The organism is Streptomyces sp. NPDC051217, assembly GCF_044455465.1.
Lineage (GTDB): Bacteria > Actinomycetota > Actinomycetes > Streptomycetales > Streptomycetaceae > Streptomyces.
This window is the reverse complement of sequence record NZ_JBITEV010000012.1, coordinates 87,690-112,159: the sequence shown is the minus strand read 5'-3', so window position 1 is coordinate 112,159 and position 24,470 is coordinate 87,690. Positions and strand designations below refer to the sequence as shown.

18 protein-coding genes and 2 pseudogenes are annotated in these 24,470 nt (G+C 67.8%); 12 read left to right on the top strand and 8 right to left on the bottom strand.

Annotated features, from left to right (window positions below; translation table 11 throughout):
* Window positions 1-20: 20 nt before the first annotated feature.
* The 4 genes and pseudogenes from ACIBBB_RS25440 to ACIBBB_RS25425 form a co-directional block, all read left to right on the top strand.
* The gene (locus ACIBBB_RS25440; RefSeq protein WP_398985759.1) at window positions 21-3,272 is read left to right on the top strand and encodes an amino acid adenylation domain-containing protein; all 3,252 of its coding nucleotides are present in this window, start codon (window positions 21-23) and stop codon (window positions 3,270-3,272) included.
* Between the two features lie 355 nt (window positions 3,273-3,627).
* Window positions 3,628-4,974, top strand: coding sequence for a lysine N(6)-hydroxylase/L-ornithine N(5)-oxygenase family protein (locus ACIBBB_RS25435; protein ID WP_398985758.1), 1,347 nt, complete (start codon window positions 3,628-3,630; stop codon window positions 4,972-4,974).
* A 224-nt stretch (window positions 4,975-5,198) separates the two neighbouring features.
* Window positions 5,199-5,969 carry a thioesterase II family protein gene (locus ACIBBB_RS25430; protein ID WP_398985756.1) on the top strand — a complete coding sequence of 257 codons (771 nt, stop codon included), beginning with the start codon at window positions 5,199-5,201 and terminating at the stop codon, window positions 5,967-5,969.
* Window positions 5,970-6,052: 83 nt separating this feature from the next.
* Window positions 6,053-6,187, top strand: a pseudogene (locus ACIBBB_RS25425) (IS630 family transposase); the annotation flags it as partial.
* A gap of 688 nt (window positions 6,188-6,875) precedes the next feature.
* Here the strand turns inward: ACIBBB_RS25425 and ACIBBB_RS25420 are convergent.
* Window positions 6,876-7,718 carry a DUF4097 family beta strand repeat-containing protein gene (locus ACIBBB_RS25420; protein WP_398985754.1) on the bottom strand — a complete coding sequence of 281 codons (843 nt, stop codon included), beginning with the start codon at window positions 7,716-7,718 and terminating at the stop codon, window positions 6,876-6,878.
* 909 nt (window positions 7,719-8,627) lie between these two features.
* Window positions 8,628-9,596 carry a helix-turn-helix domain-containing protein gene (locus ACIBBB_RS25415; RefSeq protein ID WP_398985752.1) on the bottom strand — a complete coding sequence of 323 codons (969 nt, stop codon included), beginning with the start codon at window positions 9,594-9,596 and terminating at the stop codon, window positions 8,628-8,630.
* Between the two features lie 466 nt (window positions 9,597-10,062).
* Here ACIBBB_RS25415 and ACIBBB_RS25410 point away from each other — a divergent pair, with 466 nt between their 5' ends.
* Entirely contained in the window at window positions 10,063-10,749 is a 687-nt protein-coding gene (locus ACIBBB_RS25410; protein WP_398985750.1) for an LmbU family transcriptional regulator, read from the top strand.
* Between the two features lie 128 nt (window positions 10,750-10,877).
* Here the strand turns inward: ACIBBB_RS25410 and ACIBBB_RS25405 are convergent, their stop codons facing one another.
* Window positions 10,878-11,522, bottom strand: coding sequence for an FMN-binding negative transcriptional regulator (locus ACIBBB_RS25405; protein ID WP_398985748.1), 645 nt, complete (start codon window positions 11,520-11,522; stop codon window positions 10,878-10,880).
* A gap of 627 nt (window positions 11,523-12,149) precedes the next feature.
* On the opposite strand from ACIBBB_RS25405, the gene ACIBBB_RS25400 reads away from it, so the two are divergent.
* The 5 genes from ACIBBB_RS25400 (at window position 12,150) to ACIBBB_RS25380 (ending at window position 17,175) form a co-directional block, all read left to right on the top strand.
* Window positions 12,150-13,709 (top strand): FAD-dependent monooxygenase, encoded by a 1,560-nt coding sequence (locus tag ACIBBB_RS25400; RefSeq protein WP_398985746.1) that lies wholly within the window; start codon window positions 12,150-12,152, stop codon window positions 13,707-13,709.
* Window positions 13,710-13,893: 184 nt separating this feature from the next.
* Window positions 13,894-14,412, top strand: a complete 519-nt coding sequence (locus ACIBBB_RS25395) for a hypothetical protein (RefSeq protein ID WP_398985744.1) — start codon at window positions 13,894-13,896, stop codon at window positions 14,410-14,412.
* A 79-nt stretch (window positions 14,413-14,491) separates the two neighbouring features.
* On the top strand, window positions 14,492-15,334 hold the full coding sequence (locus tag ACIBBB_RS25390) for a DUF4097 family beta strand repeat-containing protein (protein WP_398985742.1): 843 nt from the start codon (window positions 14,492-14,494) through the stop codon (window positions 15,332-15,334).
* Between the two features lie 45 nt (window positions 15,335-15,379).
* A complete protein-coding gene (locus ACIBBB_RS25385) occupies window positions 15,380-16,387 on the top strand; it encodes an ATP-binding cassette domain-containing protein (RefSeq protein WP_398985740.1) in 1,008 nt (335 codons plus the stop codon).
* The gene (locus tag ACIBBB_RS25380) at window positions 16,384-17,175 is read left to right on the top strand and encodes an ABC transporter permease (RefSeq protein WP_398985737.1); all 792 of its coding nucleotides are present in this window, start codon (window positions 16,384-16,386) and stop codon (window positions 17,173-17,175) included. Before ACIBBB_RS25385 ends, ACIBBB_RS25380 begins: the two co-directional genes overlap by 4 nt.
* A gap of 172 nt (window positions 17,176-17,347) precedes the next feature.
* Here ACIBBB_RS25380 and ACIBBB_RS25375 read toward each other — a convergent pair whose 3' ends face one another.
* Entirely contained in the window at window positions 17,348-17,530 is a 183-nt protein-coding gene (locus tag ACIBBB_RS25375; protein WP_398985735.1) for a hypothetical protein, read from the bottom strand.
* A gap of 227 nt (window positions 17,531-17,757) precedes the next feature.
* Here ACIBBB_RS25375 and ACIBBB_RS25370 point away from each other — a divergent pair, with 227 nt between their 5' ends.
* Window positions 17,758-18,471, top strand: a complete 714-nt coding sequence (locus ACIBBB_RS25370; RefSeq protein WP_398985733.1) for a DUF4118 domain-containing protein — start codon at window positions 17,758-17,760, stop codon at window positions 18,469-18,471.
* Window positions 18,472-18,730: 259 nt separating this feature from the next.
* On the opposite strand, the pseudogene ACIBBB_RS25365 reads toward ACIBBB_RS25370, so the two are convergent.
* From ACIBBB_RS25365 to ACIBBB_RS25350, 4 genes and pseudogenes are all read right to left on the bottom strand, one after another.
* Window positions 18,731-18,913, bottom strand: a pseudogene (locus ACIBBB_RS25365) (dsRBD fold-containing protein); the annotation flags it as partial.
* A 795-nt stretch (window positions 18,914-19,708) separates the two neighbouring features.
* Entirely contained in the window at window positions 19,709-20,815 is a 1,107-nt protein-coding gene (locus ACIBBB_RS25360; RefSeq protein WP_398985731.1) for a zinc-binding dehydrogenase, read from the bottom strand.
* Window positions 20,812-21,624 carry a phytanoyl-CoA dioxygenase family protein gene (locus ACIBBB_RS25355; RefSeq protein WP_398985729.1) on the bottom strand — a complete coding sequence of 271 codons (813 nt, stop codon included), beginning with the start codon at window positions 21,622-21,624 and terminating at the stop codon, window positions 20,812-20,814. The genes ACIBBB_RS25360 and ACIBBB_RS25355 overlap by 4 nt, the downstream gene beginning before the upstream one ends.
* A 1,462-nt stretch (window positions 21,625-23,086) precedes the next feature.
* Window positions 23,087-23,470 (bottom strand): DUF5372 family protein, encoded by a 384-nt coding sequence (locus ACIBBB_RS25350; RefSeq protein ID WP_398985727.1) that lies wholly within the window; start codon window positions 23,468-23,470, stop codon window positions 23,087-23,089.
* Window positions 23,471-23,553: 83 nt separating this feature from the next.
* Here ACIBBB_RS25350 and ACIBBB_RS25345 point away from each other — a divergent pair, with 83 nt between their 5' ends.
* The gene (locus tag ACIBBB_RS25345) at window positions 23,554-24,015 is read left to right on the top strand and encodes a reverse transcriptase domain-containing protein (protein ID WP_398985725.1); all 462 of its coding nucleotides are present in this window, start codon (window positions 23,554-23,556) and stop codon (window positions 24,013-24,015) included.
* Window positions 24,016-24,470 lie beyond the last annotated feature (455 nt).

Here is a 24,470-nt window from a genome sequence, read left to right as displayed (position 1 = left end):
AGCTATTTGCTGATGAGAGGATGATCTCTGTGCGGTCGTTTGGTGTGTCGTCTGCGCATGAAGGGTTGTGGCGGGCGCAGAAAATGGCGCCCGACATGCTGAACCATGCGCTGACCATGTGGGATGTGGACGGCGAGCTCGACGCGGCGGTCATGGAATCCGCGTTCCTCCACGTGATGGGCGAGGCGGAAGTGCTGCGCGTCAACTTCGTCGACAACGGGAGCGGATTGCGGCAGGTGCCCCGGGAACTGGGGGACTGGCGGCCGTTCCTGCTGGATCTCAGCGCCGTGAGCGATCCCGAGCAGGCGGCGCGCGACGCGGTGGCCGACGTGCTCCGGCAGCCGTTCGACCTGGAGCGCGATCTGCTGTTCCGCCTGGGCGTGGTCAGACTCGCGGCGACCCGCTCACTCGTGGTCATCGCCTACCACCACCTCATATCGGACGGCTTCGGGATAAGTGGGCTGCTGTCGCGCCGCCTCGCCGAGGTGTACACGGCGCTGGTGCGGGGCTCGGAGGTATCTGAGCTGCCGCACCCATGGGATGTCGAGTCGTTCGCCGCCGAGGCAACGGCGTACCGCGCCTCCCAGAAGTTCACGGATGACACCAAGTTCTGGCAGGACTACCTGTCGGACGCGCCCGCGCCCGCGCAGGTTCCGCGCGTCGCCATGTCCGACTCGACGCGGTCCACGCTCTCCGAACCGATGAGCACCGACGATCGCTGGTCGGAAGTGGCCGGCTCCATCGGCATGGCGAGCCGGACGCTGACCGTTCCGCACGCCGAGGCGGCCGTCTGGACCGAGACCGCGAAGTCCATGGGTGTGTGGATGTCGTCAATGCTGACCGCGGCCGCGGCGGTGTTCTTCCGGCACCGCTGCGACGATCCGGAGTTCCTCTTCTCGCTGGCCGTGGGCAATCGCCTCGGGGTGGCGAGCAGGACGCCCGGTCTGGCGGTGAACGTGGTGCCGGTGCGGGTGCGTGTTCCGCTCGGTGCGACCTTCACCGATGTCACCGAAGCGCTGGGGGACGAGACGTACGAGGTCTTCGATCACACCGCCTGCCACTACTCGGACATCCAGCGTGTGAGCGAAACCGTCCTGAGCGGTCGCGGCAGTTTCGGTGCCGTCCTGAACGTTGTCGAGTTCGCGGAGCAGCTCCACTTCGCCGACAACCCGGCGCGTTACCTCGGAGGGACGACAGGAGTCTTCGACGAGCTGTCGGTCAACGTCGGGACCGACGGGAGCGCCGACAGCGACCTGTTCATCGGGCTCGACGCCCCCGCGAGCCTGTACTCCCGCGCGGACCTGCGCTTCATCGGCGAGGAGCTGATCGCGTACATCCGTGCCGTGGTGGCCTCCGGAGGGCAGCTGCCGATCGGCGTGCTGGACGTGGTGAGCGGTGCCGAGCGGGACCGGGTGCTGACGGCCCCCAACGACACGGATGTGCCGGTGCCGGGGCTGACGGTTCCGGAGCTGTTCGCCCGCCAGGTGGAGCGCGCTCCCGACGCCGTCGCGGTGGTGTCCGGGGACTCGGCCGTCTCGTACCGGGCGCTGGACGAGCGGTCCAGTCGGCTGGCCGAGGCGCTGCGACGCCGGCACGTCGGGCCCGAGGCGGTCGTGGCGGTGGCCATGCCTCGATCGGTGGACCTGGCCGTCGCCCTGCTGGCGGTGGTGAAAGCGGGCGGAGCCTACCTGCCGATCGACCCGGCATTCCCGGCGGAGCGGCTCAAGTCGGTGGTCAGCGACTCTTCGGTGCGCGCACTGCTCACCGGTGCCACGACAGCCGAGGTGCTCTCGGCTGATCTGGATGTTCCAGCAATTCTGTTCGACGACATCTGTTCGGACACCGCCGCCGACGACAACGACGGGGTGCGGGAGGTGCCGGTCCCGACGCACCGGGACAACCTGCTGGCCGTGATGTACGGCTGCTCTGGACCGACGGGTGCGGCGACGGGAGTCGCCGTGACGCACCGGAACATGGAGCGGTTCGTCCTGGATCGTCACTGGCGGGAAGGCGGCCGCGGCTCCGTGCTGTGGCATTCGCCGCACGCCTCCGACGCACTCCCTCTCGAATTCTGGGTGCCCCTGCTGAACGGCGGCCAGGTGGTCGTGGCTCCTCCGGGGGAGCTGGACATCGATGCGCTGACCGAGTCGCGAGCGGCGAACCGGATTTCCACGGTGTGGCTGCCCGCGGGTCTGTTCTCGGCGATCGCGGCCGAACACCCCGAGCGCCTGGCCGGATTGGGCGAGGTGTGGACCGGTGGTGACCGTGTGTCCACGGCCGCGGTGCGACGGGTGCGGGAAGCCTGCCCCGAACTGACGATCGTCAACGGTTACGGTCCGACGGAAACGACCGTGTTCGCCGCATGCCACCGCCTGGCGGCGGACGAACCGGTGCACGATACGGGCGCGGTCGGCCACTCGATGGACAACACGGCCCTCTACGTGTTGGGGCCGGGGCTGGCGCCGGTCCCCGCGGGCGTGACCGGAGAGCTGTATGTGGCCGGGCCCGGCGTGGCGCGTGGTTATCCCGGGCGACCCGGGCGGACGGCGGAGCGGTTCGTGCCCTGTCCGTTCGGCCCGGTCGGCGGGCTCATGTACCGGACCGGTGACCGGATGCGCTGGGGTACCGACGACCGGCTCGAGTATGTGGGCCGGGCCGACGCCCAGGCCGACATACGTGGTTTCCGGGTCGAGCTGGCTGAGGTCGAAGAGGTGCTGTCCGAGCACCCCGGACTGACGCGGTCGGTGGTGGCTGTCAAGGAGGACACCTCCGGGCAGCAGCGGCTGGTGGCCTACGTGGTCCCGGTGGGCGGCAGCGACCTCGGGTCCGGCCTTGCGGTTGAGGAACTGCGTCGGTTCGCCGCGGGGCGGTTGCCGGAGTTCATGGCGCCGTCGGTGTTCGTGGTGCTGGAACGCCTGCCGGTGACGGCGGGCGGGAGGGTGGACCGGGCATCGCTGCCGGAGCCCGAGTTCGATGACGGCTCGTACCGGGCACCGCGCAACGACACCGAGTGGGTTCTGGCCGAGGCGTTCGCCGACGTCCTTGAGCGGGACCGGGTCGGCATCGACGAGGACTTCTTCGACCTCGGTGGCAACTCGCTGCGGGCGATCAGGCTGGTCGGCCTGATCCGGGCGGAGCTGAAGCAAGAGGTGTCCATTCGCACGTTGTTCGCAGCGCGCACCATCGCCGGTTTGTCAGACACATGGAAGGATCTTGCCCGGTCGAGCAGGCCGGCCCTGCGCAAGAGGACGATGGACGGAGAAGTCCTCTGAGCGGAGTTTGAGGGGGTGCGTACCCGCCGGGCCCGGCATTTCGAATTCCGTCTGTCTCGTGATACGAGGGGGAACGGACTTGGGGTTCCCACGTATGCATTTCGTGTCCCGTCGGCGGGACACGAAATGCGCAGCCCCCATAAAAGGAACGACTCCCACGGATACGCTGATGGATCGGTGCGTGTCGGGTGAGTCCGGCGTACTTGAATGGTTCACCGTGCCGGTCTACGTTGGCGGCGCGACCGATGGAATTCAAGCTCGCCCGGACGTGGGTCCTTCCCGGAGCGGAAGATTACCGGTCGAAGATGCGAACAGCGCATCGCATAGCCATGCCATGCCAACGGGAGGATCATCTATGAGTGTTCGTGAGCACGAGTCGTACGACGTGGTCGGCATTGGGTTCGGTCCGTCCAACCTGTCGCTCGCCATCGCCCTGGAAGAGTACCGGGCGAACGGTCTGGGGAATGAGATCAGCGCTCTCTTCCTGGAGCGTCAGTCCTCCTTCGGCTGGCACCGCAACATGCTGTTGCCGTCAGCGACCATGCAAATATCCTTTCTCAAGGACCTGGTTACCTTTCGCAATCCGACGTCGAGTTTCAGCTTCATCGCGTACCTGCACGCGTCGGGGCGGCTCCCGCAGTTCGTCAACAACCAGGACTTCTTCCCTACGCGCCAGGAGTTCCACCAGTACCTCGAGTGGGCGCAGGCACAGGTGGCCGATCGCATCGAGTACGGCTCGGAAGTGACATCGATCCAGCTGCCGCCGGGCGCCGATCCGCAGCACTCGGACCGTCTGCGACTGGAGGTGGCGGATGCCACCGGTCGGGTCAACCGCGTGGTCGAGGCACGGAACGTGATGATCTCGACGGGCCTGGTCCCGAGTATGCCCGAGGGCACCGAGCGTGACGAACGGGTCTGGCACAGCTCCGAGTTCCTGGAGAAGTACCGCCGGATGAACCCCGAGGAACTGCGTCGGGTGGCGGTGGTCGGGGCGGGCCAGAGCGCCGCCGAGATCACCAGGTTTCTGTACGACGAGCTTCCGCACGCCCAGGTGTGCTCGGTCATCCCGTCCTACGGCTACTCCGTCGCGGACGACACCCCCTTCGCGAATCAGATCTTCGACCCCGCGGCCGTCGACGACTACTACTTCGGCACCGAGCAGACGCGGGAGGCGTTCTGGCGGTACCACCGCAACACGAACTACTCGGTCGTCGACGACGAGGTGATCCGGGATCTGTACCGCAGGTCGTACGACGACGAGGTACGAGGTGTCCGACGCCTTCAGTTCCTCAATCTGACGAGGGTCACCGGTGTGAAGCGCGCCGGCGCCGAGACCCGCGTCTCACTGCAGGTGGGCCCCGACGGCGAGGTGCGCGAACTCGACTTCGACGCACTCGTCTGCGCGACCGGCTACAACACCATGAAGCCCACAGAACTGCTCGGCGATCTCGACCGTTACTGTCTGCGAGACGAGGCCGGCCGATACCGGGTGGAGCGGGATTACCGCATCGTCACCGCCCCTGAAATGCGGTGCGGCATCTATCTTCAGGGCGGTACCGAGCACACCCACGGTCTGACCTCCTCGCTGCTGTCGAACATCGCTGTACGAAGCGGCGAGATCGCCAACTCGATCGTCGCCCGATGCGGAGGGCGGAACGCCGAGCGAGCAATTCCCGCCGAGGTCGGAGGCGACATCCGCTGAACGCCCGCAGAATAAAAGGCGGGACCGGCGCCGCGCCCGTGACGCCCGGTCCCGCCCGCGGTTGTTCGCCTGAAGGAAGATCTCCGGTATGCAGAAGTAGCGATCGACCGGAAGTTGTCGGAGTAGAGCTTGGCCGAGGTCGCTTGAACGCGCCCAAAGATATTCTTCTTCACCGATCGTGCTGAATCACTGCATGTGTCCGGCGTATGGAAAGGGATCCTTGGATGAGGACTCCGGTGGAAGAGCGGTGGGTACGCCGCTTCCGTGATGACGACGGGTGCGGGACGAAGCTCCTCTGCTTCCCTCATGCCGGCGGCTGGGCGAACGCATATCGCACCTGGCCACTGGGACTGCCTTCGGATGTCGGCGTGCTCGCCGTCCGGTACCCGGGCCGGGAGGACCGGCTCAGCGATCCGTTCCCGTCCGGGCTGGAAGCCCTCGCGGACGACCTAGCCGACGCGCTCGGCGAGCTGACGCGGCATCGGCTGGTGCTGTTCGGTCACAGCATGGGTGCTTCCGTGGCGCACGAGGTGGCGCTGCGCCTCCAGAAACGGGGGCATCCACCGGCCGCCTTGTGTGTGTCCTGCAGCCGTCCGCCGCATGCGCTGGACGGCCGGAGGCAGCTCTGCGGCACGGACGAGGAGATCATCGCGGGTGTCCTGCGCCCCGACGAGAGCCGTGCCTCGGTCTTTGAGGACCCTGACCTGCTGGAGATCCTGCTTCCCGCGGTCCGGGCGGACTACCGGTTGATGGACGACTACCCCGGTGGCCTCCGACCTCCGCTCGACTGCCCGGTGTACGGCTACATCGGCGACGATGATGACGAAGTGAGCCCGGAGCAGATGCGCGGCTGGGCGGACATGACACACGCCGCCTTCCGGCTCCGGGTGCTGCGAGGTGGGCATTTCTACCTCAGAGCCGAGGAGGCCACCCTGCTGGCGGACCTGAGCGACGTACTGCGCGGCGTCAAGTACCGTGCGGGAGCCGCCTCATGAGGGCGCGACAGACCACGTCCTAGCTTCCTGGTCCGCTCCGGTGCGGTACACAGGGTCCCGGACGTCCTCGCACGGACCCGCAATCGACCGTTTCCCGGGTCCGGCGTGCGTTCGGCCTGCAGTCGCACCGGTCCGAGATGTTCAAGCTGTCCACGGACCCGTTCTTCGTCGACAAGGTCCATGACGTGGTGGGGCTGTATCTCGATCCGCCGGAGCGGCCAGTCACGACTACGTCCGTGCCGGCACCGCCAGCCGAGCACGGCATGTCCGAGCGCGAAATCATCCGCTGCCTCAAGCGCTATGTCGCGCGCGAGACCTACCGCCGCGTCCACCCGGTGACAGTGGCCCCTGTTCCCGCCTCCGCCGCTTGACGCAACATAGGGGCATCTACGCCACCCACAGGACCGCGGTGGTCAGATGCGACAGGCAGGCACGGCCGGACGGGACGTGCTGCGGACCCGCGTATGAGGTGCCGGTCTCGTACGTCGGCCTTACATGGGAACACGCAGGCCCCGGAGAGCGGGGGATTTCTCTCCGGGGCCTGCGAGGGCGGCACCGATGAACCGACGGGGACCGGCATCGGTACCGTGATCGTGGCCAGCGCTCAGCTGGTGGTGCCGTCAGCCGCTGTGCTGGATGGTGACGTCGTCTGCGTTGACCGACAGTGGCGTGATCGGTGCGGACATCGCCCCGTAGCCACCTTCGCTCTCCGCCTCAGCGGCGACTGGAATCTCGCGCCAGGTTGTCATGTATGGGCGGCGAACGGTGGTGCCATTATGGCATCGCCTTGGCTCCCGCGCAAGCCTCGCGCTCTCGAACCACCGCTGGCGATGTGGCGCCGTGCCGCCTCCCGGACCCCCAGGGGAGCAGGCATGATCGACTGCCTCCGGTGCGGCGCTGAACGACTCATTCCGCAGCGGAACGCTTCACCACGACGTCGCCGATCACGGTCCGGGCCTGGACGCGCACGACCTTGTCGGCCTGTTCGTACGCTTCCAGGAGCGAGAGGGCCGTGTAGACGGTGCCCGCGGCCGAGTCGAGAGACAGGCGGGCGCTGCTGGTCTCGGCCACACCGATCCGGATGCTGCCGAAAGTGGTGGCGGTGACCACGGAGCCTTGTACCACCTCCTCGACGTCGATGTCGCCGTGGGTTGTCCGGGCCTCGACGTCGCTGTGCGCCCGGCTGATCCTTATGGCCCCCCTCTCGGCGTGCAGGCGGGCGACACCGCGTACCTCTCCCACGGTGGCGTCGCCCTCGCCCTTCGCACCGATCGTGGCCCTGCCCTCGATCAGCCCGAGCCGGACGTCGCCACGGTCCGCCGTGGCCTCGACAGTGCCGACCGCGCGGTCGACCGTGATGTCACCGAGGGCGGCGGTCAGTTGCACGCTGCCCGTACGTTGGAGCCTGATGTGCCCCATGCCCGTGCTGAGGTGGCACTCGCCCAGCTCTCCTACTCCGAGGAAGTCCGCCGCCAGACCGTGGCCGTGCAGGCTCGATCCGGTTGGCACGGCCATCAGCACGACGACGGCGCCGCCGTTCCCGCCCGGCTCCGGGACGTTCACGAGCAGCCGGCCGTCGGTGTAGTCGATGCGCAGCTGTTCGGCGGTCCGTACGTCGTCCTCGTCGTCGCTGTCGCGCGGATACGCCACGACCATCGTCTCGGGGCGGTCACGCGCGACGATTTGGACCTCGCCGAACACCAGGCTGAGCACCACCCGGACAGGTAATGGCGTGTCGAACATCGGCATGACGGGCCGCCTTCGGGATGTCTGCGGCCGCCGGTCTGGTGCAGACGGCAGCCCGAACGACGCAGGTTCACGCTTCGGCGCGGGGGGCTCGTCTCCGGTCCCGGGGACGCGAGCCACCGAGGCACGGTCCCCTACGACCGGGGAAAGCAGTGGATCCTGGCCCGCCCTCACCACGTCGGGCGCCCTTCGCGGTGCGCGCCTCGCGCCGCGCGTCCTGGGCCTTCTGTCTCTTGCCGCCCACCGCGGGCTCCTTCCGGCACTGGCTGGGGGAGAACAGGCGGGGGCGCCTCGCGGTTCGGGACGCATTTCTCCGATGACGTCATGTGGCGCCACATTAGCGCCATTACGGGATGCCTGCGCGGGTGAAGGGCTTGGAACGCCGTGTGACAGGGAGCGGAATCGGTCACCTGCGTACGGGCGTCGCCCTGGGAATCGAGGCGGAAGTGCCCGCCCGGGAAGACCGCCGGTTCGTGCATTCCCGTGGTGCGGGAGGTCCGGTCGCACGCCCCCGCCGGGCGGCGTGGCGAGCCTTGTCCCCGGTGAGGACCGGCAGGAGGCCGTCCAGCGGCGGGCCGGACGTGTGTACCGATAGGTATCGGCAGCCCGTGTTCGGTCGCCCGCGGAATTCGCGCGCTGCCCAGTTCGCGGGAGTCGGGCAGGCCCCCTGGGGTGCCACCAGGCGATCAGATGACGCCAAAGTCAAGTCGTGCGGGGTCCTGTGTCCAGGCCGTCGGCAGGTGCAGGCACCAGTCGACGGGAACCTGAGCGTCGTTCACGTACAGGAAGGAGCCAGTCCCAGCTGGCAGGTGTCCCGCCGTAATGCCCGGCTGAACGCTTTCGGTAGGCAGCTGCTGGTCGAACGGCGAGGGTCCAATAGCGGCCACGCCGAACGTGGCCGCGCGGAGACCGTCACGCGGTGGAGTGGGGGTGGTTCTGTTCGCGCCAGGCCCGGGGTGAGATTCCGTACGTCTGTTTGAATACTTTGCTGAAGTGGGTCGGGTCCGGGAAGCCCCAGTTCCGCCCCGTCGCGGCGATGGTCCGCAGCCGCCCGTTCGGGCCGGCCAGCTCCCGCCTGCATTCGGCCAGGCGGCGGGTGCGGATCCAGTCTGCGAGGCTGATTCCCGAGCGGGACAGCACGGTGTAGAGATGCCGTACGGAGATGTTGTGCGCGGCGGCTATCCGTGCCGCCGACAGACCGGGGTCAGCCAGATGTTCCCGGATGTAGTGCGTGACCCGCAGGCTGAGCGTCGCTTCCCACGGCCCTTTGGCCAGGCTGGAGTTGCCGTGCTGGGACGTCAGGACGGCTCGGAGAAGTTCGACGCTGGGTCGGACGGCGGCGTCGGCGTGCGCTCCCTGGTGCAGTTCGTCGGTGACGGCCAGTCGGGAGAAGTAGGTGAAGGCGAGACGTGCGAGGGGGTTGTCGGGTCCCAGGGGGACCGCGCTGATGTCCCGCAGCAGCCGGTCGGGGAGCGCGAGTGCCGCGCGGGGGAAACGGATGAAGCGGTGGTCGACTCCTTCGTCGAAGAGAAGGGTGTAGGGAGCGATCGATTCGTAGACGGCCAAGTCGCCCGGCCTCAGGAAGCACTGGCGGCCGTCCTGTACCACCGTGCTGCTGCCCGTCATCTGAACACCGAGAATGACGGCCGCCTCCTCGTCCTTCCGGGCGAGCGGTTCCGTGCGACGGATCGTGACCGCGGTCGCCCGCGCCGAACAGATCCTGAGGGGCCCCACCGTGCCGAGTCCTATGCGGACGGAGATGTCCTCAGCCGGCGGACGGTGGTCGATGTCGACCGTCGCCATGGATTCCCACACCGCGTTCCGGACCACTTCCTTCCGATCCCGCGGCGGTATGAACGCGGTGTCCAGGACCGGGCTCACGAGGCGGACCTCCGTCCGCGTCGCTCACAGCGCCGGCCTGGCAGTACCTCGGCCCGTTCCCCCACAAGACCCCCCTTTCGATACGGCCGGTTCCCGACAGCAGTCTGGCGGGATTCTCTCTCGCTGCGCAACGGCTTCGACGGGCACACGCAAGGGCCCCCTCGCCTGATGCGGCGCGACCTTGAGGCGGTGCACCACTGACAAAGTTTCCTGCGCGGATGACAAAGTCCAAAGCCCACGGTGACCCTAAGGTCCATGGGCGAGGCCAGAGAAGGGGGCGGTTGCACGTCCGCATCACGAGCCTTGTCCAGGCCATCCTCTGCCTGCATCACGCCGGCTCAGGCCAAGGATGGAAGAGGCTCACTGCTTTTGGCATACGTGCAAAATAACGGGGTGCACGCTTTCCTATTCGTGGGGAGCCATCTCGAATCCGATCGGTCGATACGCGCGTAGACGGGGAGGCGTGATGGCAAATCAGGTCGAGGACGGCAAAGACTCCAAGGCGCTCATGTTCGGCAGGACCGCGGAGGCTGTGTCGAGGACCCGAAGATCCGCCGGCGGGGCGGAGCCGCGGCGCGATCAGGTGCTCACCACGAAGATGGGGCTGCACATACCCGCCGGACTCGCCTTCGAGGATTGGGAACGTGCGGGGCACCAGCTCTCCGGGCTGCTCAACTCGTCGTCGTGGTGGCTCGGGGACTGGCTCGTCTACGGCAAGGACCACTACGCCGACCGCTATGAGCGCGGTATCTGCGCGGCCGGGCTCCAGTATCAGACGCTGCGCAATTACGCCTGGGTCTCCCGGCGGTTCGAACTGGATCGGCGGCGCCCCGCGCTCAGCTTCCAGCACCATGCCGAGCTGGCGTCGCTCCGCGTCGATGAGCAGGATGCCTGGCTCGATCGTGCCGAGCGGATGAAGTGGAGCACCAAGCAACTGCGCAACGCCATCCGGGCCCAGCGCGAGGACGCTCCGAAGCAGACGGACGTCGTGGCGACGACAAGCCGGCTCGACGTGCCCGACAACCGGCTTCAGTGGTGGCACAAGGCGGCGGCACAAGCCGGCACCGAGCTGGAGGAGTGGGTGATGGCCACGCTCGACGCCGCCGCCGACCAGTTACTGAAGGAGACCGACCGGCAATCGCCTCTCGTGTGACGAGATCGCGGGCATGGTTCGGTACGACCGTCGCGCTGGAGGCAGCCGGGGGGCGTCCGTCCGGGGGATGAGAGTCGCGGGGTCCGTACTCGCCAAGGGTTCGGACCCCGCGTCACGGAAAAAGACCGTTACGGCAGACGGCTCATGAGATCGGCTGTCTGTTCGTGCCGGGTGCATCCGCGCCCGGCGAACGACTGCACCACCCGCTCGCGAATCTCGGGACTCTGCTCCTGGCTGAGCTTGAACATTCCCTCGGCCTTGGTCACGAGGACACGGAAAGCGCCGACGCCGGGCACTATCTTGCGGAAATAGTCCAGGGATTCGCTCATGTCCCAGCTGTTGCCGAATTCCTTCTCGAAGGCCCGTACCGTCGCCTGTACGACAGCCAGTGTCTCCGCCGTCGACTCGATCTTCTCCACTACTCCGCGCACGTGCACTGAGGTGAAGTTCCATGTCGGGGCGGCCGGCGTGACGTCGTAGACGGTGGGCGAGACATAGGCGTGCGGACCGGTGAACGTCAGCAGGATCACTGACCCGGTTTCCAGCGCCGCCCAGTGCGGGTTGGCGCGGTTCATATGACCCAGCAGAGGCATGCCGGCCAGGTCCGCGGTGGGTCGTCCCTCCCACTGGGGGTCGGTGATGACCGGAAGGTGGGTGGCGAACGGCCCGTCAGCGGGAGTCCCGTTGCTGGCCATCAGCGCCAAGGAGTTCCCGCGCATCAGATCGACCATCCAGGAAACGTCCGGTTCCCGATAGTGGTTGGGGACGAACATACAGCACCCACCTTTCGTGGTGTGACGAAAACATTGCCTGTCCGGCATCGCGGCCTTGAGACGCGGCAATGGAGCGACGAATAGTCGATGAAACAGCCGTACTGTCCCGTTGGCAGGACAACGGGGTCATCGCCTCTATCGTGGCCCGCTGTCGTCTCCGGCGCAATGATAGGGAAGAACCAGCACCTGCGAAACCTTCGCCGGGAACGGAAAGAGGAAAGTCAGCCGTATTGAATCAGAACGGCGCTGGATTTCCATGCTGCAGTGGGTACTTGGAATAGGGCCCATTCAACCCCTGGGATGAATTAATGGAGAAGACCACCGCGCCAGGACTTCGCCACGCCCAAGCACCGAAATCGCGTCGGCCACCGGACAGTTGCCCACCGGCGACGCCTCATCACCCCCACCGAAACGGCGAGGTCGGAGGAGTCTCCAACGGTGTGAGGGATCCTTCCCGCCGCGTCGGGCCGTCCCGCCGGCGGGACGGCCTGTTCGACAGCCGCATGCCCCGTCCCGGCACCGGCGTTGTCTTGACCGGCTGATCCACTTGCGTGACCTTGGAGGCGATGCGACGACGTCAGAGGCCCGCACGACGTCAGAGGCGCGGTGGAACGAGGGGGAAACGACGTGGGTGACACCAGCATGGACACGGACGTGGTGATCGCGGGAGCCGGACCGACGGGCCTGATGCTCGCCTGTGAGCTGCGGCTGGCGGGCGTCGACGTAGTGGTGGTCGAACGGCTCGCGGAGCGGACGGGCGAGTCGCGGGCAGGCGGGATGCACTCTCGCACCTTGGAAGTGCTGGACCAGCGCGGAGTCCTGGACCGCTTCCTGGCGGCCGGTGAAGTGACGCCGGTGGCCCACTTCTCCGGGCTCTGGCTGGACTTCGCCGGGTTCGAGTCCAGGCACCCCCTCCCGTTGATGATCGTGCAGTCCACCATCGAGCGGCTGCTGGAGGAGTGGGCCGCCGAGCTCGGCGTGCGGGTGCGCCGGTCGTCCGAGGTGAGCGGGATCCGTCAGGACGGGGCCGGCGTGACGGTCGAGCTGGGCACGGCGACGGGGACGGCACCCGCGACGGTGCGCGGCCGCTACCTCGTGGGCTGCGACGGCGGGCGCAGCACGGTGCGCAAGCTGGCGGGCATCGCCTTCCCCGGCACTCCAGCGACGATGACCTCGCTGCTCGCCGACGTCGAACTCCCCGATCTGCCCGAGGACTACATCTTCGCGCGGCGCTGTGAGACCGGCTACTTCTCGGTGTTCGCCCTGGAGCCGGGCTGGCACCGGGTGATCACCTCCGAGTACGACCGCGTCGCGGACCGCGACGACACCGTGACGTTCGAACAGGTCCGGGAGGCGCTGATCAGGCTCGCGGGCACGGACTACGGCATGCACAACCCGCGGTGGATCTCCCGGTTCAGCGACGCCGCACGTCAGGCCGCCCGGTACCGGGAGGGCCGGGTGCTGGTCGCGGGCGACGCGGCGCACATCCACTTCCCGGCCGGCGGGCAAGGGCTGAACATAGGAGTGCAGGACGCCGCCAACCTCGGCTGGAAGCTCGCCTCGGTGGTGCGCGGCCCGGCGCCGGAGAGCCTGCTGGACAGTTACCACGATGAGCGCCACCCCGTCGGGGAGCGCCTTCTGCACAACACCCGGGCTCAGGTGGCCCTGGCCCGCCCCGGCGCCCAGACGGACGCGCTGCGGGACGTGTTCAGTTCGCTCCTGGTGTTCGACGAAGTCAACGAGTACCTGCGCGGCATGATCACCGCACTGGACATCCGGTACCCGGTCGACGGCGGCCACCCGCTGGCGGGCCGCCGGGTCCCCGACGCCGACCTCAAGACGCCCGACGGCGCCACCCGCGTCTACGAACTGCTGCACGCCGCCCGCCCCGTACTGCTCGACCTGCGCGGCAGCGCCGAGGTGGCGGCGGCTGCCGAGGGCTGGGCCGGTCGTGTCGATCTCGTCGAGGCACGGAGCGAGGACGACAACTGGACCGTCCCGGCCGCCGGTGAGATCCCCGCCCCCGCCGCTCTCCTCATCCGCCCCGACGGCCATGTCGCCTGGGCTGCCGCCCCCGGCGGAGCGCTCGACACCTCCGCGCTCCGGACCGCTCTCACCACCTGGTTCGGCCCGGCGCTGCCGGAGTTCATGGGTCGCGAAGGACTCGTCCGAACGCCAAGCGCTTGATCTCGAACGGTGAGAAAATGCCCGGCCAGCCTCGTGCGACACCAACTTGCGACAACTTGGTGCCGTAACCTCGCCCCGTCTGACCTGCAACGACGGGTCCATCTGGCGCCACGGAACGCCACCTGCGCCATGCTTTGGCCCTTCGGACTTGCCAATGGCGCAATAGTGGTGCCACTATTGCGTCATGGACCTCACGCCGTATGTCGAGACACTCCGCAGGGAACTGACGGTGGCCGCAGAGGCAGCGGGTGACGAAGCCCGCACGCTCGCCGAGCGGCTGACCGCGCCGCTGGAGTCGGCCACCCGCCTGACCCTGCTCAATGTGTTGTCCGCCGCCATGGACGAGATCACCCGTGAACTCGCCCCCGGCTCGGTCGACGTACGGCTGCGTGGCCTCGAACCCGACTTCGTGGTGGTGCTGCCGCAGTACGAGGAACGGGCCGAACCGCTCGACGCGCCGGCGCCCGCACCGGCCCCGGTCCCCGCGGAGACGGACGAGGGCGGCACCGCGCGTGTCAATCTGCGTCTGCCCGCCCACCTCAAGACCCGCGCGGAGGAGGCCGCGAGCCGCCAGGGTCTGTCGGTCAACGCATGGCTCGTACGCGTCGTGTCGGCCGCGGTCGACACGGGCGGCGCCGCCACCCTCCGCACCCCCGAGAGGACCAGGAACATCGGCCAGGGCTTCACGGGCTGGGTGCGTTAACCAGTTGCTTTGAACGGCTTCACCCACACCACGTCCCACCAGCGGAGACGTCACGAACACCCAAGAGGACGGTAGAGCCATGCCTTCTTTCGACACTCCCGAGCCGATCTCGGTCACGGCTCACGTGGAGGCCGGTTCCATCCAGTTCACCGCGGGCGACCGCCTCGACACCATCGTCGAGGTGCGGCCCCGTGACCCGAAGAAGGACCAGGACGTAAAGGCGGCCGGCCAGACCGAGGTCTCGTACGCGAGCGGCGCACTGACCGTCAGGACTCCCAAGTCCAATCTGCTCGGCCGCACCGGGACCGTCGACGTGATGGTCGAACTGCCCACAGGCTCGGGTATCCGCTTGACCGGGGCCTGGGCGCAGGTGATCGGCGAGGGCCGGCTGGGTGAGGTCCGTGTGAAGACCTCGTCGGGTGATGTCCGGCTCGACACCACCGGTCCGTTGCAGCTGACGGCGTCGCACGGTTCGATCACGGTGGACCGGGTCGAGGGAATGGCCGAGATCACCACCAGTTCCGGGAGCCTGCGCGTGGGCCTGGTCGACGGCCCCGCGGTGTTGAAGAACTCGCACGGCACCACGACCGTCGGCGCCGCGACCGGTGAGCTGCGGGTGAGCGGCGCCAACGGCGACATCGAGATCCACCGCGCGGAGGACTCGGTCACCGCCACGACCGCCCACGGCACCCTGCGCGTGGACGAAGTAGCTCGCGGCACCGTCCAGTTGGAGACCTCCTACGGCGCCATCAACGTCGGCATCCGCGAGGGCACCGCTGCCTGGCTCGACGTCAAATCCGACCGCGGGCAGGTGCGCAACACGCTGACCACGTCCGAGACCCCGGAGAAGACCGAGGACAGCGTCAAGATCCGCGCCCGCACCCGCTGGGGCAGCATCGACATCCGCCGCGCCCGCGTCTGAGAGTCCATCTTTCAATCCATTCGATCCTTCGAACGGGAGGGCCCCATGTCTTCACCTGTCATGCCCACGCCCACGCGCGCCAACGGCCAGGAAGAGACCGCCGCCGTCTCCGCCGTCGGCCTGCGCAAGTCCTACGGCGAAAAGCTTGTCCTCGACGGGATCGACCTGCGTATCCCGGCCGGTTCCGTCTTCGCGCTGCTCGGCCCGAACGGCGCCGGCAAGACCACCGCCGTGAAGATCCTCTCCACCCTCATCTCCGCCGATCCCGGCTCGGGCGAGATCCGCGTCGGCGGCCACGACCTGGCCGCCGATCCGCAGGCCGTGCGTGCCGCGATCGGTGTCACCGGGCAGTTCTCGGCTGTCGACGGTCTGATCACCGGCGAGGAGAACATGCTCCTCATGGCGAACCTGCACCATCTGTCCAAGAGCGAGGGGCGGCGGGTCGCCGCTGAACTCCTGGAGCGGTTCGACCTGACGGAGGCGGCGAAGAAGCCCGCCGCCACATACTCCGGTGGTATGAAGCGCCGCCTCGACCTCGCCATGACACTGGTCGGCAGCCCGCGGATCATCTTCCTCGACGAGCCGACCACCGGGCTCGACCCGCGCAGCCGCCACAACATGTGGGAGATCATCCGGGGGCTGGTCTCCGGCGGTGTCACCGTCTTCCTCACCACCCAGTACCTGGAGGAGGCCGACGAACTCGCCGACCGCATCGCGGTCCTCAACGACGGCAAGATCGCCGCCGAGGGGAGTGCCGAGGAGCTGAAGCGGCTCATCCCGGGTGGGCACATCCGGCTCCGCTTCACCGACCCGGCCGCCTACCAGTCCGCCGCCTCCGCCCTGAACGAGGTCACCCGCGACGACGAGGCGCTCGCGCTGCAGATCCCCAGCGGCGGCAGCCAGCGCGAGCTGCGCTCCATCCTCGACTGGCTGGACTCGGCCGATATCGAGGCGGACGAGCTGACCGTGCACACCCCCGACCTCGACGACGTGTTCTTCGCCCTGACCGCCAAAACCAGCGTCCCCAACCAGACCAAGGAGGATGTCCGATGAGCTCCCTGTCCCTCGCCGTCCGCGACTCGAACACGATGCTGCGCCGCAACCTCCTCCACGCCCGGCGCTACCCCTCCCTCACCCTGAACCTGCTGTTCACGCCGATCATGATGCTGCTGCTCTTCGTCTACATCTTCGGCGACGTGATGAGCGCGGGCATCGGTGGCGGCGGTGCGGACCGCTCCGACTACATCGCCTACATCGTCCCGGGCATCCTGATGCTCACCATCGGCGGCACCACGGTCGGCACCGCGGTGTCCATCTCCATGGACATGAACGAGGGCATCATCGCCCGCTTCCGCACGATGGCGATCCACCGGGGGTCGGTACTGATCGGGCACGTCATCGGCAGCGTCCTGCAGTCGATCATGAGCGTGGTCTTCGTGGGCCTCGTCGCCCTGGCCATCGGCTTCAGGTCCACGGACGCGACAATCCTGGAGTGGATCCTGGCGATCGGGCTGCTGACGCTCGTCGCCCTGGCACTCACCTGGATCGCCGTCGGCATGGGCCTGGTCAGCCCCAACGCCGAGGCCGCCAGCAACAACGCGATGCCGCTGATCCTCCTCCCGCTCCTCTCCAGCGCCTTCATCCCGGTCGACACCATGCCGGGCTGGTTCCAGCCGTTCGCCGAGTACCAGCCGTTCACCCCGGCCATCGAAACCCTGCGCGGACTCCTCCTCGGTACCGAGATCGGCAACAACGGGTGGCTCGTCATTGGCTGGTGCCTGGGCCTCGCGGTGCTCGGATACCTCTGGTCGAGCTCGGTGTTCAACCGCGACCAGAAGTAATCGCCATGGGCACGCGGGCCACCTCCCGCGGCTCTCGTCCCGCCCCGGGGCGGCGTCCTCCGACCCCGCGTCGGCGTCCGCCGCCCGGTCGGCGTCCTCGGCCGAGTAAGACGACGCCGCCGGCGAACCCACGGGGACGTGGCACGTCCTCGTTCGCGGTGCTGTGCGCGGTTCAAGGCTGGTGGATCAGCTCGATGAGAATGGCGGCGATCAGGAACCAGACTCCGATTCCGAGGTGCCACCGGCTGTCGTACGCGGTCGCGAGGGCACCGGTCGCCAGGGCCATGCCGGTGAGAGCGAGCGAATTGCGCCGCATTCGACGGTCGTCCGCGTTCCGTGGGGTGCGGGGGCGCATCCGCCGACCGTAATCCCGTAAGGATCTCGCGCGGGAAATCGGTGCTGATCCTTGTCGACTCCTTGGCGCCGTTCCGTGTCGGCCGCGGAGCACGCGGCACGGGCCGGAACATGCCCTGATGACCGCGCCCCCTTGCGGCGCCCGATCACTGCCTGCGTCCGCGGCCTGGAAGCGACCGAACCGGAAACGCGGGTCACCGTTCTGATCTCGGAACCGAGCCGAAGCACGTGTGGCAGCGGATCCTTCAGAACCGGCGCGGGGTGGTCGTCGCCCGCGCCGTACGCCCTCCTGGTGCCACCACTCTGTCGGCCGCCGCCTGGTTCGATTTCCTCCATGCCCGGCCCTACCAGAGCTTCGACATTCATGGACGCGCGGACGTCGAGACGGCGGTCCTGCTCTTCGTCGCGGGTGTGATCGTGTCGCAACTGGCCGCAAGAGCCCGCATCCTGAGGCGGGTCGCGGTCGACCCGTCCGGCGCGTTCCAGCGCGTCCTCCGGCGAGGTCGGCCGGCGCACGCGGCGGGGGCGATGCTCAGCATGATCACGGCGGTGATCTTGTCGGCGGTCGCACTGACCGCGACCTCTCAGGTGTCCGATGAGCCGCTGGACGAATACAGCAGCAAGATTAGTCTTTTCGAGGACGCCGATTGCGACACCGAGGAAGATACCCCGCCCGATCGACTCTTCTTGGACTGTTTGTTTGAGCACCAGTCGACCACGCAGAAGGATGCGGCATTCCGGGGGAGGGAGGTTGCAGCGCGGCAGGCGGACATCCAAGCGAAGGGCAACTTGGCAATCATCTTCGGCCTGCTCGGGGTGACCTTCGCGGTCTGCGCCGTGGCGTCCAACAGGGGCAGCCGGACCGAGCCAACCACCGGCACCGGGGTAACCCATGCCCCAGGTGGGGTACCCACGCCTACCCAATCACCCTCGCAGCCGTAGTCACGGCCTCCAACGTGATGGTGTGCGGTTTTTGTGGGTGGTGGTGTGGGTCGGAGGGACTGGTGGTCTGTCGCGGTGCAGTTGGCGGTGTGTCACTCGGTCTCATCCGAGCTGCCGGAATCTTTCTGGCCGGTGGTGGTTTTGGCCGGCTCCGGAAGCCCTTCGTGGGTTGACGTAGAGACAGGGCTCCGGCATGTCTTTGAGGTTGGGCAGCGGCAGCAAAGGCGGCGAGGTTGCTGCGCGGAAGTGTCCCCGCGATGTCGATCTCCGCGTGTGCCTTCTCCAGGAGCTGCGACGCGAGCTCCGCCAGGGCCCGTGAGCCCGCGATCTCCTCGCCCACCCGCAGTTGCTCCGGGTCGGTCGGGTGACGCAACGCGTAACCCCGGCCCCTCAGTTCCGAGCCGTCGGCAAGTCTGACCAGTGCCGCAGCGGTGGTGCGGTTTCGTCGCGCAGTGCGGGGAACGTGAACTCTCCCGCGTCACGAAGTCGCCTGCACAACCGCCGGCCGACTGGGATGCCCACCTGCAGCAGCAACGCGCCCGGCCCGAAGGACGCTGACCAACCGCTTCCCGCAGTCTGCCCGCCGGGAGACCCCAGCTCGCGCTCAACGACATCGTGCTCGACGACGCTGCCGACCCACACACCACTGGCTCGCCTGGTGCAAGCTCTCTATGAACGACTGGACCGCCTCCACGACGAGTGAGCCGGTGCAGTTCGCAGGACGGCCGCGGACCGGCCGGGGATCCGGGGGCGCCCCGTCCCCGGTTAACGGGGACTGTGCCCCGTAGCGGTCCTCGACGATCCACAGGGACTCAGTCCCTGAGTGTCCTCCCGGGCGCTGATACCGGCCTCATGTCCCGAGTGCTCCGGCTGCTCCGCTTGAGTGCTCGCTTCACTCGCGCGACCGGCCAGGGTCGTTCTGATCAGGCATCTCACTCCAGATCGACCGTGACGTGCAGCCTGGAGCTCTCCCTCGCAGTCTGGATGTGGCCACTACAGACGCAGTTGGGATCAGGCTGAGAGCCCGTCCCAGCGGGGTCATTCCCGTACTGGAACGGTGAGTTGATCAGTTGATGGGGGCCAGTTCCGCCTCCAGGTCGGCGAGGCCCAGCGACCCTGGGACAGGGCGATCACGTGCCACCCGCTTGAGGTCGAATCCAGTGCCGGCGGCCTTGCGCGAGGCGTCCCGGCCGTGTTGGCCGGCCCGCTCGCCGAGTGCCCCGATGAGGGCTGGGGGTCAGCTCGTGAGGACCGCCTTCATCACTGACCCGTTGGCGACCGCGGCCAGAGCGTCCGCGTGCCGGTCCAGCGGGAAGGGCGTCACCAGGCTCGCCAGGTTGAACCGGGCGGCGAGGGTCGGCAGCAGTCGTACGTACTCGACGAGGTGCGCTCCGGTGAAGGCCCAGGAGCCGATCACATTGAGCTGGCGGTGCACGATCTGGTGTGGGTTGAGCACCGTGTCGCCGGCGTCCGTGTATTGGCCGATGACCAGATACGATCCGCCCCTGCGGGCGAGGGTGAGTCCTTGGGCGACGGCCTGGGGTACGCCGGCGCACTCGATGACGAGGTCGGCCCCCTCGCCACCGGTGCCCGAGCGCACCTCGCTCAGGACCCGGTCAGGATCGGTGGCGTCGGCGATGTTCAGGTGTACGTCGCCGATGCCCGCCTTGACCGCGAGCTCCAGTCGCTCGTCCGGGCCGCCGACGACGATGACCTTGGCAGCTCCGGCGAGCTGGGCGAAGGCGGCAGCAGCGAGGCCGACGGGGCCGCTCCCCTGGACGACCACGACCTCGCCGAGCCGCACCGGGCGGCGTTCGTACAGGGCGTGAATGACGGTGGGGCCCGCGCAGGCCAGCGACATCGCGGCGAGCGGGTCAACGCCTTCGGCCGCCTTGACCACGGTGGTGCCTGGCTGCAGGACGATGTGATCGGCCCACGAGCCTGACAGCGCGGGGCCGTCCAGAGTGGATCGGTTGACCCCGTATGTACGGCGGTTCTCGCACAGGGTCGGCTCGCGCTGCAGCCGACAGGCGGGACAGGTGCCGCAGGCGATGGACGAGGCCCACATGACTGAGTCGCCGGGCCCGAGCTCGGCGCCGGTGGCATCATGCGTGGCACCCGGACCCAGTTCCCGCACCACGCCAAGACCTTCGTGGCCAAGTACGAGCGGAGTGGGGATCGGCAGGTGCCCTCGCTGCAGGTGTAGGTCGGTGCCGCAGATGCCGCCGTAGCCGCAGGTGACGATCATGCCGCGGTCGGGAGCCGAAGGGAGGTCGAACTCGCGTAGTGCAAGAGGCCGGTTGAATTCCTCCAGGACTACCGCACGGCCTGTTTGCGCGGTCATACGGGCATCCCCTCGAGGCAGTCGAGGAAGGTGCCGTCGAGGGGCCGAAGCGGTTCGGTGTCCCGGCCTACCAGGTAGTCCGGTCGCGGCTCGCCGTTCCAGCTCGGCAGGTTGATGACGTCGTTGTACGTCGCTATGAGCAGGCGGCGGGCGAAGGGGGACATATTGGGGGCCGATCCGTGCACGATCTCCGGGGAGAAGAGCACCACGGAGCCGGCCTGTCCCTTCGGGCTCGTCATGCCGTGCCGGTCGACGAGCCCGGCCATTCGCCGCGGGGACAGAGAGATGTCGTCCGGGTCGAGGTGCTGCTTGGACTTCACCTCTGACTTGCGTTCGTCGTGCACGAGCCCGGCGTGGTGCGAACCGGGCAGGAAGATGACAGGGCCGTTGAACTCGGTGACGCGGTCGAGGAACACGCTTACGCTGACCTGTCGCGGGGCGGGCAAGCTGTCGGAGATCTGCCAGGCGAGGTAGTCCTGGTGCCAGGCCCACCTCTCACCACCGAACGCGGGCTTTGCGTTGATCTTGAACTGGTAGACGTACACGTCGTCGGTGAGCAGCTGCTGGACCGGGGTCAGCAGGCGCGGGTCACGGATGAGCCGGGCGTATTCGGGCTGCCGGTGGTGGGAGGCATACACCGCGCGCACCCCCTCGCCCCCATCCTCGATCACCAGATGCGGCCCTGACGTTTCGCAGTCGCGCTGGAACGCCGCACGCAGCCGATTCACCTCGTGCTCGTCCAGCAGAGAATCGAGCAGCAGAAACCCGTTCTCGTGATACTGCTTCACCTGTTCCTGAGTCAGACGCATTCTTCTTTTTCACTCCTAATGTGTAAGGGAGTTCATGTAGGAGGCGGTTACGTGAGTTCGCGCCGGAGTTTCACCCCCCCCATGAAGTGTCCGCCGTCCACGATGAGCTGCTGCCCCGTGATGCGGGCCGCGCGCGATGTCACGAGGAATTCGAGAGCGTCGGCTATGCCTGCGGGGTGCCGATCCGCTTCTGGGGAATGGGACCGATGACCGCCGCGCGCCGTTCGGAGTGTCGAGCTGATAGCGCTCGGTGACTTCTGGGTTGTCGGTAAACCGGACGTACCGCCGCCGATGAACTCCAGGCGCGTCGTCCAAGCCTTCCGGGACGGGCCCCACCCTCGTACCTGTGGACTGCTGAGGTCAAGGAGAGAAAGAGCTGCTGTGACGGCGTCGGTGAGGTGCCCCACCGACATCCTCGGGCGGCCGGCACAACACTTCGCGTCATTCCGGTGTCCCGTCCACAGGACACCGGAATGACGTACGTCGGTACGGGCGGGGATCCCCGCCCTATGAGGCATCCCCCAAGGCGCGAACGCAGGGATTCATGCTGGGAGTGTGGGGTTATCTGCCTGCTGCACAGATGATGAGGGTTTTGGCCCCTCGGAGTCGCCCTTGCGGAGGGAGACTCCAAACCGCCTGCTGCCGCGTTGGCTGAAGACCGTCGTGGTGAGCGTCGGAGGAAAAAAGCGTCCTTGAAAGGGCGTCAGGTGGGGGTCGGGAAGGCGAACGCAAGTGAACCACTGATGATGCGTCGAAATGCTTGAACCATCCGGTGGGACCGCGGCGGGTGTGCAGGCGCTTGGTGCGGATCCAGTAGTAGACGTCGTAGTCGTGGACGCCGAGCCGGACGGCCGCGTCCTGCACCGGGATCTCACCGTGCCGGGCCGCGTCAGGGATGGTCCTGATACCGGCACCTGCGGGGTTGAGGTGGCCGGAGCGTGCAATGCGTTGGCGGCAGTCGGCCTCGACGGCCGGGTTCCAGGCACGCACCAGCGTCCCCAGCGGTCCTGGCGGGCCGGCAGCCGGCCGTGGGTGATCCAGTAGTAGGCGGCGCCGTAGATCACGGCCAGGATTCGGGCGACGTCGTCGATCCCGATCTCCCGTCGTGGAACGGGACGGTGCGTGGTGCCAGGATCCGATAGGCGTGACGGGCCCCCAGCGGACCGCCTTGGCGGCCGGCCCAGGGACGCGGCCAGGTCCACCAGCGCGTACTGCCGTGTGGTCGACTCCGTATGGTCGCGGACCTGCAGCATCGTCGACTGCCGCAGGTAGATGATCGCCAGCCGGGAGCAGTGCGAGGCGGTGACTTTCCCCTCTCCGTTCACGTCCGCCACCTCCCGCTCGCAGCGACGCCTCGATCATGTTCGCCACCGCCGTCACGGCGTCCCGTACGGTGCCGGCCCTCGATGTTCATCAGGCCTCGATCCCTGCCGCCGGTGGCGGCCCACCTCACGTCGGCGCCTCATGACGACCCTCCGCCTTCTGACCGGTCAGCACAGTGTCTGGCCAACGCGTCCAGCAACGTGCGCAGTTCGACGAGCGACTCCTGCGCGACCCGCCTGTCCTCGGGCGCCGGTCCGCGGTCGGTCCATTCCAGCGGCAGCGTCGTCCTCGCCCCCGAGCCCGTGTCGACCACGAACATCCGGCCCCCGCCATGCTTCATCGAGTACAGCACCTCGACTCGACGGCCGGCCGGCGGATGGAATCGGTGCGTCACCACCAACCAACCCGAGTACTGCCTGGGCGATGCGGCTGTACGCCGTCTCCGTCCCGACCGTGGGTGACCGTGTCGCGCAGACGGGTGGTAGCGATGGTCCTGGAGGAGAGGGTCGAACCGACTTTCCATCCGGATTCATACGGCTATCGCCCGGGACGCGGGGCGATTGACGCGGTGGCACATGCCCGGCGCGGTGCTGGAAGTACGACTGGGTGATCGATCTGGACATCAAGGTGTTCTTCGATTCGGTGCCGTGGGACCTGATGCTCAAGGCGGTGGGCTCGGTCTGCGAGCTCCCCCGGGTGCTGCTTTACGTCAAACGGTGGCTTGCCGCCCCGGTGCAACGTTCGGACGGCACGCTGATCGAGCGGGCCATGGGCACCCCACAGGGTTCGGCGGTATCTCCGGTCCTGGCGAACCTGTTCAAGCACTATGCGTTCGACATGTGGCTGGATCGGAGTTTCCCGGACACGTGCTCCGAACGCTATGCCGACGATGCGGTCATTCACTGCCGCAGTCTCGCCCAGTCGAGAGCGGTGCTGGCCGCACTGGAGGCGTGTATGGACTCGGTCGGCCTTCAATCGCACCCCGACAAAACGCAGATCGTCTATTGCCCGGGACGCGAACCGCGAGGACTCCTTCGAGCACACGCGGTTCACGTTTTTGGGCTATGACTTCCGCGAGCGCACTGTGGACGGGGGCGTACGGGGCTGTGAGGCGGCAGCCCCGAGGCGGTCGCCTTCGCCACCCGCGAGTGGTGGTGCCGTCTGCGCCAGACCCTGCGCCATGGTCAGCCACTACCGGCGCCGCGGCGACCCGCTACCGCCCCGGCCGCGGCCCGGGAAACGCTTCCCGGGACTTGCTCGACAATGCCTCTTGCCTCCGGACTCTCCCGAACCCTATGTGGGTCCGTGTCCGTCTGACTCGGGGCACGTCACATGCCTGCGTTCGCCCCTTGGGGGGATGCCTCATACGGGCGGGCCGCCCGCACCGACGTACGTCATTCCGGTGTCCTGTGGACGGGACACCGGAATGACGCGAAGTGTTGTGCCGGCCGCCCGAGGATATCGGTGGGGCACCTCACCGACACCGTCACAGCAGCTCTTTCTCTCCTTGACCTCAGCAGTCC

Excerpts from the sequence above, each read along its gene's own strand:
- ACIBBB_RS25355 (WP_398985729.1), bottom strand. The coding sequence starts at position 21,624 with ATGCGTCTGACTCAGGAACAGGTGAAGCAGTATCACGAGAACGGGTTT.
- ACIBBB_RS25410 (WP_398985750.1), top strand. The coding sequence starts at position 10,063 with ATGGCAAATCAGGTCGAGGACGGCAAAGACTCCAAGGCGCTCATGTTC.
- ACIBBB_RS25375 (WP_398985735.1), bottom strand. The coding sequence starts at position 17,530 with ATGCGCCCCCGCACCCCACGGAACGCGGACGACCGTCGAATGCGGCGC.
- ACIBBB_RS25420 (WP_398985754.1), bottom strand. The coding sequence starts at position 7,718 with ATGCCGATGTTCGACACGCCATTACCTGTCCGGGTGGTGCTCAGCCTG.
- ACIBBB_RS25430 (WP_398985756.1), top strand. The coding sequence starts at position 5,199 with ATGAGGACTCCGGTGGAAGAGCGGTGGGTACGCCGCTTCCGTGATGAC.
- ACIBBB_RS25350 (WP_398985727.1), bottom strand. The coding sequence starts at position 23,470 with ATGGAAAGTCGGTTCGACCCTCTCCTCCAGGACCATCGCTACCACCCG.
- ACIBBB_RS25390 (WP_398985742.1), top strand. The coding sequence starts at position 14,492 with ATGCCTTCTTTCGACACTCCCGAGCCGATCTCGGTCACGGCTCACGTG.
- ACIBBB_RS25385 (WP_398985740.1), top strand. The coding sequence starts at position 15,380 with ATGTCTTCACCTGTCATGCCCACGCCCACGCGCGCCAACGGCCAGGAA.
- ACIBBB_RS25360 (WP_398985731.1), bottom strand. The coding sequence starts at position 20,815 with ATGACCGCGCAAACAGGCCGTGCGGTAGTCCTGGAGGAATTCAACCGG.
- ACIBBB_RS25405 (WP_398985748.1), bottom strand. The coding sequence starts at position 11,522 with ATGTTCGTCCCCAACCACTATCGGGAACCGGACGTTTCCTGGATGGTC.
- ACIBBB_RS25380 (WP_398985737.1), top strand. The coding sequence starts at position 16,384 with ATGAGCTCCCTGTCCCTCGCCGTCCGCGACTCGAACACGATGCTGCGC.
- ACIBBB_RS25440 (WP_398985759.1), top strand. The coding sequence starts at position 21 with ATGATCTCTGTGCGGTCGTTTGGTGTGTCGTCTGCGCATGAAGGGTTG.
- ACIBBB_RS25395 (WP_398985744.1), top strand. The coding sequence starts at position 13,894 with ATGGACCTCACGCCGTATGTCGAGACACTCCGCAGGGAACTGACGGTG.
- ACIBBB_RS25435 (WP_398985758.1), top strand. The coding sequence starts at position 3,628 with ATGAGTGTTCGTGAGCACGAGTCGTACGACGTGGTCGGCATTGGGTTC.